Source organism: Pseudomonas sp. PLB05 (assembly GCF_021106615.1).
Classification (GTDB): Bacteria; Pseudomonadota; Gammaproteobacteria; order Pseudomonadales; family Pseudomonadaceae; genus Chryseomonas; species Chryseomonas benzopyrenica.
Genome location: NZ_JAJOHO010000001.1, coordinates 529014 through 543089 on the forward strand (window position 1 = coordinate 529014; position 14076 = coordinate 543089).

Consider the following 14076-nt stretch of genomic DNA (forward strand, 5'->3'; position numbering starts at 1 on the left):
CCCGCTTCGACAAAAAGACGTAGTGGCAATTGGCCACTCTGACAGGTAAGGTTAATAACCTTAACATCGACCTGTGTCATCCTTAGTACCTTCTCAGCCTTTTCTCGTACGTATGACTGCCTCACGAAGACCTCCCCGCGGCGCAGGCCGCACCGCCAAGCCCGATTCGCTCCGCGCTGCTCACGAGCAGATCACCCGCAACAACGGTACGCTCGCCGATATCGCCGACCTTATCGAGATGGAGGGCAAGGCCAGGCCTGGGCGGCAGCAACCTGACCCTTCCAAGCGCTCCCGTTCCGCAGCCGACAGCCCGACCGGTACGCCCCAGGCGAAGACGGTGGAGCAGGGCAGTCATGGCTCTTTCCTCGCGCAGCCAGTGTTCGGAATCCCATTGCTGGCGCTGCTGGTTTGCACACTGATCCTGGGCGCTGCCGTCGGGGTGCCTCTCGGTGTGGTGACCTACGGAACCGCGCTCTACACGGCGGTGCTGGACGGAATGGCGATCTTCTAGGCAGCCGGTGGCGGGGCGTCGTGGTCGACGTTCGGAACGAGTCGAGGGAGGCGGCTGGTTCTTGCGCGTCAGGCTTCCAGAGACGCCGTAAGCTGCCGCTCCTGGCCATCCGGATCTGCTTCGGGTCTGCCCAGCAGATATCCCTGGGCGAACCGCACGCCCAGGTGTCGCAGCTGCGCCAACTGATCAGCAGTTTCCACGCCCTCGCAGAGCACTTCCAGTTTCATGGCCTCGCCGAGCAACAGCAGGGAAGTCAGGACCTGGCCGCGCTGTTCTTCATCCTTGATCGCCAGAATCCGGCGATCAAGTTTGATCAGCTGAAAGGGCAGCTCCAGGATGGGGCCCAATCCAGCATAGCCACTGCCGAAATCATCCAGGGCCATGCGGATGCCCAGCAACTGGAGGAGGGCGAAGGACTGACGGGTCTTGGTATCTATGACCAGTTCCACGCCTTCGGTGACTTCCAGGACCAGCCGGCTGGGAGCGAGACGGGAGAGCCTGAGCGCCGCGGATACCCGTTCGTGCAGCATGGGGTCGGCGAACTGCAACGGCGAAAGATTGATGGAGACGCTCAGGTGAGGCGGCCAATGGCTGGCTGCCAGGCAGGCCTCCTTCACTACCCATTCGCCCAGGGCGATGATGAAGTTGCCCTGTTCGGCCAGCGGAATGAAGATGTCCGGCGATACCATGCCGAGGGTGGGGTGGTTCCAGCGCAGCAGCGCCTCGTAGCCGATCACCTGCTGCGGCTGAACGCGATAGATGGGTTGGTAGTGCAGCAGGAATTCATTACTGGCGAGTCCCTTGCGGACATCGTCAGGCGTGAGCAATGCCGCATGCTCCAGAGGCGCACCCAGGACGGCCTCGACACCACCTTCGAACACCCGATCACGGCCATCGCGTTTGGCGCGGTAGAGGGCCCGATCCGCGCAATCCAGCAGATCGTCCGCAGTACTCAAGCCGACGATGCCGCTACGCGCGATGCCTATGCTAACGGTGACATAGGTCTTGTCGTCTTGACGCCCCTGATGCGGAATCTGCAGGTCACGAATGCGTTGCAGGATGGTTTCCGCGGCAGCGAGTGCCTGAGCCGGACCGACGTGCCTGAGGATGACGACAAACTCTTCGCCCCCGTAACGGCCAACCAGGTCGCCAGCGCCCAGGCCGACTGCCAGGGTGGTAGCCACGGTGCGTAGGCATTCGTCGCCGGCGAGGTGGCCATAGTGATCGTTGTAGCGCTTGAAATGATCCACGTCGATCAGGAGCACGGCGCCTTGCTCACCTGCCAGGCGCGATTGCCAGAAGGCTTCGAGCAGCGGACGCAACTGACGGCGATTGGCGAGGCCGGTGAGCGAATCCGTTTCCGAGAGGATCTGCAGGTCCTGGTTGGCCGAATTCAAGGACGCCAGACGGACTTCTTCGCGCAACTTGTACAGATAGGTGCGACGACCCTCGACATTGAGCCAGTAACTGGCCAGGAGGGAAAAGAACGCCATCACGACGGCATTGGTGATCATCAAACCGCCCACGATGGCCGATACGGGGGCTTCGTGAACGGCGATGCAGATGACGGTTAGCGCGAAGCCGTTGAACGCAAGGGCAGGCGGCAGAGCGCTCTTCATGCAGGTGTTGACGAAGGTGAGCATCAGCGGCCAGGTGAAAATGAACAGCGTCTGGTTCATTTCCTTGCCGGCCGGGCCATTGATCACCAAGTTGTAGACCACCAGCAGACCGACGTAGAACGGTAGCAAGGCCAGAGCTTCACGCCAACGAACGGGGACTACCCGCAGCAGGCAGATGACTAGCAGTGTGAAGGGGGTGGCTATTCCCAGCATCTGGCCGGCTGCCCACGGCAGGGCATCTTCCATCAGCAGCCACCACCAGAGCAGGAAGCTGTTGTAGCTCAGGGTCCCGATGAGGAGGCAGCGCGTGAGATGGCGGCTACGCTGTTCATGGATGTCCTGATGAAACAAGCGCTCCAGCACCGGCGCGAAGGAAAAGGGCCCCACGGGCACGGCAAGCGTCTGATCGACAAGCCGACCAAGCTCTGGAGAGGTTTTCATAGGGGGTCCGGGCTGACAGGGTGAATAGCAAGGTCCGAAGGCTGACGTTTAGTGGCAATATGATGGCACTTTGTGACCAGCCTCTCGGTTAGAGATTCAGCCCACATGACCGGCGGTTGAGTTGGAGAACCTGACGGCTCGCCCCCTCCGCACCGCGGAGGAGGCTAGGGTCTTTTCAGACCTTGAAGCGAGCGGTCGTCTCCTGCAGCCGTACCCCGATACGTGCCAGTTCCAGGCTTGACGAAGCCGTCTCTTCGCTGGCCGCAGCGGTCTGTTCGGAGATGTCGCGGACAGTGGTCACGCTGCGGCTGATCTCTTCGCCCGCCGCACCCTGCTGTTCCGCGGCGCAGGCGATCTGGCCGTTCATCGACTCGATGTCCTTGACCGACTGGGTGATGCGCTTGAGCATCTCGCCCGCCTCGCGGGACAGGCCGACGCTGCTGTCGGTCAACTGCACGTTATGGTCGAGCACCGTCGCCATGCGGTCGGTGCTCTGGTGCAGACCGGTGATGAGCTGGGCGATCTCGTCGGTCGAGGAGCGGGTACGCTGGGCCAGACCGCGGACCTCGTCGGCGACCACGGCGAAGCCGCGTCCCGCCTCGCCTGCGCGGGCGGCTTCGATGGCGGCATTGAGCGCCAGCAGATTGGTCTGTTCGGCCACGGCCTTGATCACGTCGAGCACGCCGCCAATGCTGTCGGCGTGGCCGCGCAAGGTGGTCATGGCGATCTTGGTCGACGCCATCTCGCTGGCCAGCAGCTCGATCTGGGCGACGGCCTTGCTGACGGCCTGGTCGCCCTGCTGAGCCTGCTGACTGGCTTCCAGCGCCGACCGGGCAGCTGCCCCGGCATTGCGTGCCACCTCGTGGGTAGTCGCCGTCATTTCCTGCATCGCGGTGGCGATCTGATCGGTTTCGCTCTTCTGGGATTGCACGCCGGCGCTGGTCTGTTCGGTAACCGCCGAGAGCTGTTCGGCGGCACTGGCAACCTGGACGACGCCGTCCTTCATCTCGCCGATCAGCCCACGCAGGTTGGTGGTCATCTGCTGCATGCTGATCTGTAGCGCGCCCAGTTCGTCCTTGCGGGTCACTTCCAACTGACGGGTGAAATCGCCGCTGGCGACCGTTTGCGCCAGGAGGACGGTGTCCTTCAGGGGGAGGACGATGGACCGCGTGATCAGCCAGGCGCCGATGAGGCCCAGGGCGATCGCGATGGCCAGCCATACCAGCAACAGCTGACGGGCACCGCTTACATCCGTCAGCTGCAATTCCTTCTGGATCGCGGTGAGCTTGTCGGCAATCGACAGCAGCGACGTGATGGTCGTGGTAATACCGGCCTGACCCTGATCCACCTGTACCTGGGTGGTGATCAATTGCTGCAGGCGCTGCTGGTAGCCCGCGATTTCATTACCAAGTGTCTGCAGGGCCTCGGTCGGCAGGCCGCTGGTCGTGCCGAGCAGCTTGACCTTTGCCTGAATCTCATCCAAGGCGCGGTGGGCAGCGCTCTCGTTTTCCTTGCCGGGCGTGGTGGCATAGCTACGCAGGGCAATGCGCATCTGCTGCAAATCGATGAAGAGGGCCGCCACCTGCTGGCGGTCTTCGAAACGCCCCTCCTGGGCATTGGCTGCTGTGGCCAGGGCCAGCAGATAGGTGTTGGCCGCTTCCGCCGTGGCGGTGGCAGCCTGCTGGACGGCCGCGCGTTCGCGGGTTGCCGTCACCACCTGGTTGTAGAAGTCCCGATAGCGCTTGAGGGCGGCCTTGGCTTCGCTCAGCAGGGCTTCGTTGGCCTTCGAATTGAAGTTGGGCGTGACGCTCTGCAACTGAGCCTCGATCTTGTCGAGCGCGGCCAGCCATTTGGCCGCCTGGGTATCGTCGGCCTTGACGATATAGACGAGCCGTTCGATGCGCATGTCGCGCGCCAGGGTACTGAATCCGGAGATATCGCTGATCCTTTCACTGCGGTCGCGCAGGGCGTCCGTGGCCTGCCATCCGGTATAGGCCACCAGCAGGATCATGCCAATGAGTAGGGAAAAACCAAGCGTCAGCTTGGCCCGAACGCTGATGTTGCTGAGGAGATTCCAGCCATTGTGCTGCATGGTGACTACCTGGATAGGGGGCGGGGTTGAGTGAACCTCAGCCGGACATACATTTTTTGTTATCGCAATATCTATCGGTGTAAGAGGGCACCTGGAATAGCTAGCGCGATGAAGTGTGATCTTTTGCTACCAGCCGCTCACCAGATCTGTGGCGGCGGTCAGCCCGGCGGCGGGCGTCTTTACGGACAGCCTGAATGTTGCGAGTTGGTCTGACCTTAGAAGTTAAAAAGTGATCCAGGTCACAGCTTTTGGGGGGATGGCTGGCGGTTATCCCTGGATAGACGGCTTATTGCCATCATGGGTGATGGCTCGGGGCTGATCAGCCGAACGCAGGTGGAGTAGGAGCCATGACCTTGACTCTGGGCCACCAGCGAATCGAGGCGCTTGGCTTAGAGCGTTCGTCTGGCGTCAGGGTAGGGGGTGCTTGCTAGGCGATAGCCGTTCGGCGCTGGGCACCTCTGCTCGCACCACCGGTTCTGCTGGTGTCCGGAAACTTGCCAGTCGCCTGGATCGAGGGCTACTGTGTAAATAGACAGTTATGGAGCCTGTGCCCATGGCTCATACCCAGCCGCCCCAGCCGACCTCCTATGAGCGCCTGACGATGCGAGTGTCGCGGCTGGTCAACAATGCGCGCGGGGTCCTCGACAAGCACGTGCACGTGGAGCGTCTGGCGGCGAGCAGTGAGGACTGGGCACTGTTGCTGGAAGCCTTTGGCGAGACCGAAGGCCTGATCGTGGCCCATCGCGATGACGGTAGCATCGACCTGTTCTGGAGGGTCAGCTACGACGACTACTGAGCGACGGCGCGGCCGACAGTGCCGGACAGGCGTCGCGCGACGTGCCGGATCGTGACCTTGTCGCAGGTCGAGAGCTGGCGACGTCACGGCCGTGCAGTAGGGGTGGCTTAGATGCCATTTCAGGGATCGTCGCTTGGAAGGAGATCAGGATGGACATCCAGCGCTTGGGAACGGCCTGGGCTCCGGCCTATCGGCAGCTGATGTTGGAGGCTTACACCGCACATCCGGAGGCCTTCACTTCGAGCCCGCAGGAGCGGGAAAGTCTGCCGCTCAGTTGGTGGGAGGGGCGTCTGCAGGAAGGCGCCCCAGGAACTCAATGCTCGCTCATCTGGCGTTTCTGAAAGGGGGCGCCTTGGTCCATAAGAGAGCAGGCCGCATAGTCCGATAGGAGCGAGGCCGCCGAAGAAGGACGACCCCGCTGCGGCCAGGGGCTAGAAAGACGCCAGGTTGTCCGGGGTGATCAGCTGGAAGGGCACCTGGGTGAGCGTGTTGCTGGTGGAGCCATTGGCCAGGCGCAGCGCCATGTCCACCGCGCCTTCGCCCTGGCCCTTGGCATCCTGCAGGACGCTGACCGCCAGCTTGCCCGCGTGCATTTCCTGCAACCCGTCGGGGGTGCCGTCGATGCCGCCCACCAGGTATTGCACCAGCGGCTTGCCAGCCTTTTCCAGCCCCCGGATCGCACCGATGGCCATCTCGTCGTTGTTGGCGGCAACGATGTCGAAGGCCACGCCCTTGTTGACCCACTGCATGACGAGATCGGTAGCCTCGCTGCGCTGCCAGTTGGCCGAGGCCTTAACCACGACCTGCATGTCCGGGTACTTGGCCACCACCTTCTCGACGCTTTCGGTACGCAGCTTGGTCGCCGGGTGGTGCGATTCGCCCATCAGGATCGCCACCTTGCCCTTGTAGCCGGCGCGGCGGGCCAGCTCCTCCATCTGCATCGTCGCGGCTTCCACCTCGTCCGAACCGACGAAGCCCGCATAGGCCGGCAACGGCGAGACATTGGGGCGATAGTTGATGAACACCAGCGGCACCTTGCTGCTCATCGCCAGGGACAGCATTTCCTGGGTGTTGCTGTCATCAATGAGATTGACTATGACCGCATCGACCCGGGCGGCAATCAGGTTGCGGTACTGGCGTAGCTGCAAGGCGCTGTCGCTACTGGCATTTTCCAGGAACAGATCGGCGTCCAGGGTACGGGCGCGTTCCTCGACATTATTGATCAGCGCGGTACGGAAGTTGTCGCGCTTGGAGGTCAGGACGCCGATCAGGGGGGCACTGGCCTGGGCCACGTTGACGCAGGTGGCGGCCAGCATGAAACCGGTGAGGAGACGAAGCGTTGACTTGAACATGAGTCGATCCCCGATCAGACACTGAAACGTTGCAGCAGCTCGCGCTGCCGGCTGGCCATAAGCGAAAGGTCCTCGCTGCTGTGCGCGGCGCGCTCGGCGCCTTCTGCAGCCCGGAGCGCGGCGTCGTTGATCTGCACCATCATGCGGCTGGTTTGCTGCACGGTGACGCTCTGCTCTTCGGTCGCGGCGGCGATCTGGGTGTTCATCTCGCGGATGGTGCCGACCGCCTGGCTCATGTTCTGCAGGGCTTCGCGGGTGGAGGAGGCCAGTTGCACGCACTCCCCGGACTGGGCGCGACTCACCCCCATGATGTCCACTACCGAGTGGATCTTCTGCTGCATCTGTTCGATCTGCTGCTGGATCTCGCTGGTGGAGCTCTGGGTGCGACTGGCGAGGGAGCGTACCTCGTCGGCGACCACGGCGAAGCCGCGCCCCTGTTCACCAGCGCGGGCGGCTTCGATGGCGGCATTCAGCGCCAGCAGGTTGGTCTGCTCGGCGATATTGCGGATGGCATCGACGATGCCGTCGATGCTCTGGCCATAGCCCTGCAGTTCATCGGTGGCCTGGGCGGCGACCTGGATCTGCTGGGCCTGGCGCTGGATGCTGTCGATGGTCTCGGCGACGGTGGCGCCGGTCGCGGTGCTCAGCTCGAAGGTGTGGTCCACGGCATCCTTGGTGTCGAGCGCGCGCTGGGCTACCTCGGCCACGGTGCTTTCCATCTGGGTCATCGCCGAGGCGGCGGACCCGAGGCGTTCGGTCTGCTCCTCCACGGCGCGGGTAGTGCTGGCGCTGATGTCGGCATTGGCCTGGGCGGTACGACGGAGGTCGTCGGCCGACTGGGTAAGGGTGGTCACCGTGGTTTGCAGCGAGCGGATCAGTTCGTTGAGATAGCCGCCCAGCTCGCTGAATTCGTCGTTGCGACTCACATCGAACTGGACCCGCAGATCGCCAGCCGTGACCTGGCGCAGCGATTCGCGGAACGCCTGCAACGGACGCCGCAGGCCGCGCGCGACCCAGAGGCCGATGAGCACGGCGGTGCAGATCGCCAGCAGGGCGACGATGAAGAGTACCTGGCGACTGGTGGCCACGCTGGCATCGGTATCGTTCTTGGCTTGCTGCGCCACGGCGACGGCCCCGCCGCTGAGGGTGCGCAGGGCATCCAGGGTCGCCTGCAGCGCCGTGCTGGTACGCTGGCGTTGGTCGTCGAACTGGGCTTCGGCCGCGGCCTGCCGCTCATAGGCCTGGCGCAGCCCATCGGGCGCGGTCATCTCGTGCAGCAGGCGCGTGACCATCACGCCCACGATACGCGCGTTGCGCTCGTCGAGGGCGGCCAGATCGCGCAGCCGGTCGGTGATGACATCCTGCTGCTGGTTGAGCGCCACAGCCAGGCTCGGCAGATCCACGCGTGCCGCCTGGGCGGCGAAGGCGGCGTAGGTCTTGTCCGTTTCGATCAGCAGCAACTGGGCGGCGCGGACCGCCGAAGTGGCGCCTTCCGCCTTCCGTTGTGCGCTGTAGGCCTGCAGGTAGCTGGACAGTCGATTGGCCTCGGGCGTGGCATAGCCCTGCAGGGTCCGGGTTTCACGGCGCACGGTGACCAGCTGGCGGTAGCTGTCGATGAGGATTTTCGCCTGCTGGCCGTAGGCATTGCCCAGTTTCTGCTCTTGATCGAGTGCCTGGACCAGTTGCTCGTGGTCGCGCAACAGCGCCGGCAGGCGCTGGTGCAGCTGCAGGTAGTTGGCGAATTGCTGGTGGAATTGTTGTTCGCGCGTGGCGATCTGGGCGGTATCGGACTCGGCCAGCAGACCGAGCAGGGCCTGGTTGGCGCTCAGCAGCTGCACGTTGATTTCGCCGACCGCCTGGCCGAGCGGGGCGGACTGCTCGGTGATGACCGTCAGCCGTTCATGGATGGACTGGGTACTGTTGAAGCTCACGGCGACAATGCCCAGCAGCAGAAACACCAGGAGAGCGATGCCGCCGACTACCCGTTGAAGAAGCGTCATGGTTGTTCCCTGCTTTATTGGCGATGTTGAGGCAGGAGGCCAACGGCGGCAGACGTCATGGCGCGTCTCGATGCCTGTCCATGGCCAACAGCTCCGAAGCCTAGTCGTATCACCCGACCTTTCCGCATCGTCTGCGGACGTGCGGCCTTCGCCGGGCGACCAGCTGTTGTCGATAATGATCAAATGCCCGCGCTAGAGCTTGGCAGTGCGGTTCATGCGCTCGACGACTATCAGCTCGCTGGGCAGGCATGCGGGTTCCGCCACGCCCACCGTGCGACGGACACCTCAGGTTGCAAAGCCAACACGGCCGGCCAGAAACCAACCCCTGCATCCCCAGGTCCTTGAAGGGTCTCTTTTCACAGGAATACCCGATGTCGAAAGTTCTGCTGTGCTCCCTCGTACTGGCTACCGCCGCAACCCTGGCGGCGTGCGACAAGACTTCCGAAGACCATGCCCGGGAGGCTCAGGTCCATAGCCAGAAGGCCGAGGAAAAGGCTGCCGAAGGCAAGGTCGACCGGGCTGCCCAGGAGCAGGCCAAGGCCCAGGAAGACCGTGCCCAGGCCAATGGCGCCGCAGCCAGCGAAGGGCGCCACTCGCCTCCCGATTCCGCCGTGCCCGGCTACATCAAGACGCCCAGCAAGGAAAACCCCTGAGTCTCGTCCTCGGTCCGCTGCCGGTTTCGGGCCGGTACAGAGGAGGGGAGGTGAGCGCGATACGGGCGGGCACAGCGGCTGCTGTCACTGATCGCGGGGGCCGCTCCTGGCGCCTCGCGAGTCGGGGTGCCCAGGGGATGAAGTAAGAAGGCCATGGCAAGGCCTTGCCCAGGCGCAGGACAACACCCCTGGGCGAGCGGATGACCGCTATCGCCCAGGCGAGCAACGGCTGTTTACATCCGGGCCAGGAGGATTAGAGTAGGAAGCCACTTCGCCATCACTCGCCTCTTCCTGGAGCCGCCATGAGCCCTTCGCGACCGATCCACTGGTATCGTGCCCGCAGCACGCTCGAACTCGTCGTCCTGGGGCTGGGCGTCATCGCTCTGGTGGTTGCGCTCGATCAGGGGCTGCGCAACTCGCCTTCCGAACACCTTGCCGACTATCACGCCTGCAAGGGCGATGGTGGTCTGGCACGGATGAATGCCATCGGTGAGATCGTTTGCCGGCTGCCCAGCCCGGTGATCGGTCAGGTGGCGGCCAAGACCCCCGCGGTGTCCGGTCTCTAACGACTTCGCCGGCTTCTCTGGGGCCTGCTCAAGCCAGGCCTGATTCCCCTCCGGTCGGACCGTGCACGTCCGACCGCGGCTTTCTCCCTCCTTTCTTCTCCATTGCGCCCGCAGTACCAGGCGTGGATCACGGCTGCCTGTTCGCCGCAATGCAAACAGCTATTACTTAACGTAACATTTGATAATGAGAGTTTTTATCATTTAAAGTGCTGGCCCTCGCGCGATGCCGCGAAGAGCAGCCTTCAAGTGCACGGCGTCGGCTGCAACGCCACGGTCACAAGGATCACCATGAACACCCAAGGAACCCTCTGCCAGCCCATCCGCCTTCCTCGCGCGGCCCTTCGTCAGTTGCTCCTGATCGGCGCGCTGATTCCCTTTCCGCTGACGGCCCTGGCCGCCACGGTGGCCGAGCAGAACGCCACGGAACTGGACACCCTGACCATCGAAGGCAATCGCCTCTACGACATGGCACCCTCGGAACAGACCGGCGGCTATACCGTGGATTCGGCGACCGTGGGCACCAAGACGCCAGCCGCCCTACGCGACATTCCCCAGTCGATCACCTCCTATACCAGCGAGTACATCAAGGATCGCAACTTCAACACCCTGGACGAGCTGGCCAAGTCCACGGCCGGGTTGCGGGTGCTGACCAACGACAGCGGGCGTTCCTCCATCTATTCGCGTGGCTACGAGTACGACGAATACAACATCGACGGCCTGCCGGCGCCCATGACCAGCATCTTCGGCACCGTGCCCATCCTCTCGCCCTTCGACCGGGTCGAGATCATGCGTGGCCCCTCCGGGCTGTTCAACAGCACCAGCGAACTGGGCGGCATCGTCAACATGGTGCGCAAGCGCGGCACCGACGAGTTCCAGGGGCATATCACCGGGCGCTACGGCTCTTGGGACACCAACTACCAGGAAATCGACCTGGCCGGTCCGCTCACCGCGAGCAAGAACGTCCGCGGTCGTTTCGTCGCCTCCCGCGCCGACAGCAATGGCGAGGTGGATTACAACGCCAATACCGACCAGAGCTACTACGGCGATCTGGACATCGACCTGTCCGACGCCACCCAGATCTCCTTCGGCCTGATCCATCAGGTCAAGAACCTCACCCCGCACAACGGCTATCCCACCGACACCCAGGGCAATCTGCTGGACTTCAGTCAGTCGCGCTTCCTGGGGGCGGACTGGAACTACTTCGACGGCAAGACCACCGACGGCATCTTCGAGCTGACCCACAGGTTCGATAACGGCGGCTATGGGCGCATCGCTGCCCGGGCGTCGCACCGGGAAGCGGATTACCTCTATGCCTTCACCGGCGGGGCGGTGCAGGCCAATGGCAACACCAGCATCCGCGCCAGCACCCGGGACTTCGAGCAGGACGCCTATTCCCTTGATGCCAGTTACAGCCAGCCCTTCGAGGCGCTGGGGCAGGTCAGCGAATTCGTCGTGGGTACCGACTACAAGCACTACGACACCGATTACCAGAATGGCAACAGCGTCCTGGGTACGGTCAATGTGAACAGCTATTCGCCAACCCGCTTCGCCAAGCCGGCGCGCGCCTACCAGACCGACTTCAACAGTGAGGATCGCGAGTTCGGCCTCTATTCCAAGGTGACCTTCCGGCCCATCGAGCGCCTGGCGCTGATCGGCGGCGCTCGCGTTTCTTGGTACAGGGGCGAGGCATACACCACCACCCTGGCCAGCGGCGCCGAGGCGGGTGAAAGCCAGAAGCACAGTGGCTTCGTCACCCCCTATCTGGGCACCGTCTACGACCTGGACGACTACCATTCCCTCTACGCCAGCTACTCCAAGGTCTACAAGCCGCAGAGCGAGCTGGATGGCCAGGGCAAGGCGCTGGATCCGCGCGAGGGTGACCAGTACGAGGTCGGGATCAAGGGCAGCTACTTCAACGGCGATATGAATGCACGGCTGTCGATCTTCCAGCTGACCGACGAGAACCGGGCGGCCCGGCCCTTCGACGCCAACGGCGTGGCCATCACCACCTATTCCGACAGCTCCGGCAAGACCCGGGTGAAGGGCGCCGAGATCGAGGTCAGCGGCAAGCTCACCGAGCAGTGGGAGATGCTCGCCGGCTACACCTACATGGATACCCAGAACCTCAGCGGCGATGGCAATACCCTGTTCGAAGCCATGCCCAAGCACATGGCCTCGCTGTGGACCAAGTACACCCTGGCGGGCGGTCCGCTGACCGGTCTGAGCATCGGCGGCGGGGTGACCGCGATGAGCGATTTCTCCCAGACCAACCAGACCTCTGGAGTCACCGTGTCCGCCCCCGGCTATGCCACCGTGGATGCCAAGTTCTCCTATCCGGTCACCAAGCAACTCACCGCGACCCTGGACGTGAACAACCTTCTCGACAAGGAATACTGGTCGCGCGTAGGTTCGGTCTCCACCTTCAACTTCCAGGGCCCCTCGCGTAGCGTGATGGTCGGCGCGCGTTACGACTTCTGAGGTCCAGGCCGACCCGGGCCAAGCTCGGGTCGGTCGGCGCGATGCAGGCCATGACGATCTCTTCCACGATGCACTGAGATGCGATGAAAGATTCACTCTTCCAGCGGGACGATGTGGGCAGCGAGTCCTGGTGGCAGGCCGTCGCCTGCCGCGGCACGCCGCTGATCGAACCCACTGTGGCCGGGCGCTATCGCCTGACCTTTGTCTGGCGCGATCCCGAGGGTTTGGCCGAGCGCTCCGGTACCCAGCGGGTCTGGCTCAATATCACCGGGGTCACCGACCACCATCAACCGGGCCTGCCGCAGAGCCTGCGGCGTCTGCCAGGCACCGATGTCTGGACCTGGGAGACCGAACTGGATGGCCGCTGGCGGGGCAGCTACTGCCTGATCCCCAGCGGGGAGCCGGCGCCGTTCGAAGGCGAAGCCCAGCCTGATCTGCAGGGCATCCGCCTCTGGTGGCGCAGCGTCTTTCCCCTGGCCCAGGCCGACCGGCTCAATCCCCGCCGCGCCTGGCAGGGTGGCCGCGGGTTGGCGGTGTCGGGCGTGCATCTGCCGGATGCGCCTGCGCAACCGGCCTGGGCGGCCTTCGACACCGATCGCACCCTGTCTCCCGCGGCCTGGCCGAGCCTGCGGCAGTTCCAGTGGAACAGCGCCAGACTGGGCAACAGCCGCCCGGTGTGGCTCTTCGTTACCGGTAATACCACCCCTATGGAACGGCCGCTGGCCATTCTGCTGGATGGGCAATTTTGGGCCCAGACGATGCCCATCGGCGTGCCGTTGCAAGAGCTCACGGATGCTGGCCAGTTGCCGGAAGCGGTCTATCTGCTGATCGACCACAGCGATCGCGCCCTGCGTGGTAGCGAGTTGCCCTGCAATCCCGAGTTCTGGCTGGCGCTGCAGGAAGAGCTGCTACCCCAGGTGCGCGACTGGGCGCCCCATGCCCAGTCGGCCACCTCGACCGTGGTCGCCGGGCAGAGCTTTGGCGGGTTGGCGGCGCTCTATGCCGCCTTGCACTGGCCGGAGCGCTTCGGCTGCGCGCTGAGCCAGTCCGGTTCCTTCTGGTGGCCGCAACGCGGCGAACCAGGCCGACTGTTCGAGGCGCTGGAAAGCGGGCAGGGGAGGGGGCATCCCTTGCGGCTGTTCATCGAGGCGGGGCTGCGCGAGCCGGCCATCCTCGAAGCCTCCCGCGCCTTGGTCCCGCGCCTGCGCGAGCAGGGCCACGCGCTCGACTATCGCGAGATCGATGGGGGCCATGATGCCCTCTGGTGGCGCGGGGGCTTGCTCGACGGCCTGGTCCGGCTCTGGCACCCCCTGGTCGCCAACGCCCCTCGCTAATTCCCATTTCCAGGAGGTCCGATGGACGCCCTCAATCCCTTCGACGATCCCGCGCAGGTGCTGCTGATCCTGCGCAATGCCCAGGGCCAGTGCAGCCTCTGGCCGGAGACCATGGCCGTTCCCGCCGGCTGGGCGCCGGTGTTCGGGCCCGCACCGCGCGCGGCCTGCGACGACTGGCTGGCCAGCCACTGGCGCGATATCCGCCCGGCCGCCTCTCTGCTTTCCTGACTGGAG

Annotated in this window: 11 protein-coding genes and 3 pseudogenes; 8 read left to right on the top strand and 6 right to left on the bottom strand. The window is 64.0% G+C overall.

Annotation, left to right across the window (positions count from 1 at the left end):
• The first annotated feature begins 112 nt into the window (after positions 1 to 112).
• Entirely contained in the window at positions 113 to 511 is a 399-nt protein-coding gene (locus tag LRS53_RS02515; RefSeq protein WP_017642127.1) for a hypothetical protein, read from the top strand.
• 68 nt (positions 512 to 579) lie between these two features.
• Here the strand turns inward: LRS53_RS02515 and LRS53_RS02520 are convergent, their stop codons facing one another.
• The 3 genes and pseudogenes from LRS53_RS02520 to LRS53_RS23775 all read right to left on the bottom strand — a co-directional run.
• Positions 580 to 2571: a putative bifunctional diguanylate cyclase/phosphodiesterase gene (locus LRS53_RS02520; RefSeq protein WP_231354819.1), complete on the bottom strand. Its 1992-nt coding sequence runs from the start codon at positions 2569 to 2571 to the stop codon at positions 580 to 582.
• A 175-nt stretch (positions 2572 to 2746) separates the two neighbouring features.
• Positions 2747 to 3619 (bottom strand): methyl-accepting chemotaxis protein, encoded by an 873-nt coding sequence (locus LRS53_RS23770; RefSeq protein ID WP_437181177.1) that lies wholly within the window; start codon positions 3617 to 3619, stop codon positions 2747 to 2749.
• Positions 3605 to 4663 (bottom strand): annotated as a pseudogene (locus tag LRS53_RS23775) (methyl-accepting chemotaxis protein); the annotation flags it as partial. The pseudogene LRS53_RS23775 and the gene LRS53_RS23770, both read right to left, overlap by 15 nt.
• Positions 4664 to 5216: 553 nt before the next feature.
• Here LRS53_RS23775 and LRS53_RS02530 point away from each other — a divergent pair.
• Positions 5217 to 5459 carry a DUF1654 domain-containing protein gene (locus tag LRS53_RS02530; RefSeq protein ID WP_231354821.1) on the top strand — a complete coding sequence of 81 codons (243 nt, stop codon included), beginning with the start codon at positions 5217 to 5219 and terminating at the stop codon, positions 5457 to 5459.
• Positions 5460 to 5608: 149 nt separating this feature from the next.
• Positions 5609 to 5752 (top strand): annotated as a pseudogene (locus LRS53_RS02535) (GNAT family N-acetyltransferase); the annotation flags it as partial.
• 138 nt (positions 5753 to 5890) lie between these two features.
• Here LRS53_RS02535 and LRS53_RS02540 read toward each other — a convergent pair.
• From LRS53_RS02540 to LRS53_RS23785, 3 genes and pseudogenes are all read right to left on the bottom strand, one after another.
• On the bottom strand, positions 5891 to 6811 hold the full coding sequence (locus tag LRS53_RS02540) for a substrate-binding domain-containing protein (protein WP_231354822.1): 921 nt from the start codon (positions 6809 to 6811) through the stop codon (positions 5891 to 5893).
• Between the two features lie 14 nt (positions 6812 to 6825).
• Complete coding sequence (locus LRS53_RS23780; RefSeq protein ID WP_442968480.1) at positions 6826 to 7539, bottom strand: methyl-accepting chemotaxis protein; 714 nt, start codon at positions 7537 to 7539, stop codon at positions 6826 to 6828.
• 144 nt (positions 7540 to 7683) lie between these two features.
• Positions 7684 to 8811: pseudogene (locus LRS53_RS23785) on the bottom strand (HAMP domain-containing protein); the annotation flags it as partial.
• Between the two features lie 371 nt (positions 8812 to 9182).
• Here LRS53_RS23785 and LRS53_RS02550 point away from each other — a divergent pair.
• From LRS53_RS02550 to LRS53_RS02570, 5 genes are all read left to right on the top strand, one after another.
• Entirely contained in the window at positions 9183 to 9464 is a 282-nt protein-coding gene (locus LRS53_RS02550) for a hypothetical protein (RefSeq protein ID WP_231354824.1), read from the top strand.
• Between the two features lie 302 nt (positions 9465 to 9766).
• A complete protein-coding gene (locus LRS53_RS02555) occupies positions 9767 to 10030 on the top strand; it encodes a hypothetical protein (RefSeq protein ID WP_173149213.1) in 264 nt (87 codons plus the stop codon).
• Between the two features lie 288 nt (positions 10031 to 10318).
• Positions 10319 to 12508 (top strand): TonB-dependent siderophore receptor, encoded by a 2190-nt coding sequence (locus LRS53_RS02560; RefSeq protein ID WP_231354825.1) that lies wholly within the window; start codon positions 10319 to 10321, stop codon positions 12506 to 12508.
• 83 nt (positions 12509 to 12591) lie between these two features.
• Positions 12592 to 13842: an enterochelin esterase gene (gene fes / locus LRS53_RS02565; RefSeq protein ID WP_231354826.1), complete on the top strand. Its 1251-nt coding sequence runs from the start codon at positions 12592 to 12594 to the stop codon at positions 13840 to 13842.
• Positions 13843 to 13863: 21 nt separating this feature from the next.
• Complete coding sequence (locus tag LRS53_RS02570) at positions 13864 to 14070, top strand: MbtH family protein (protein WP_231354827.1); 207 nt, start codon at positions 13864 to 13866, stop codon at positions 14068 to 14070.
• The last annotated feature ends 6 nt before the right edge of the window (positions 14071 to 14076 follow it).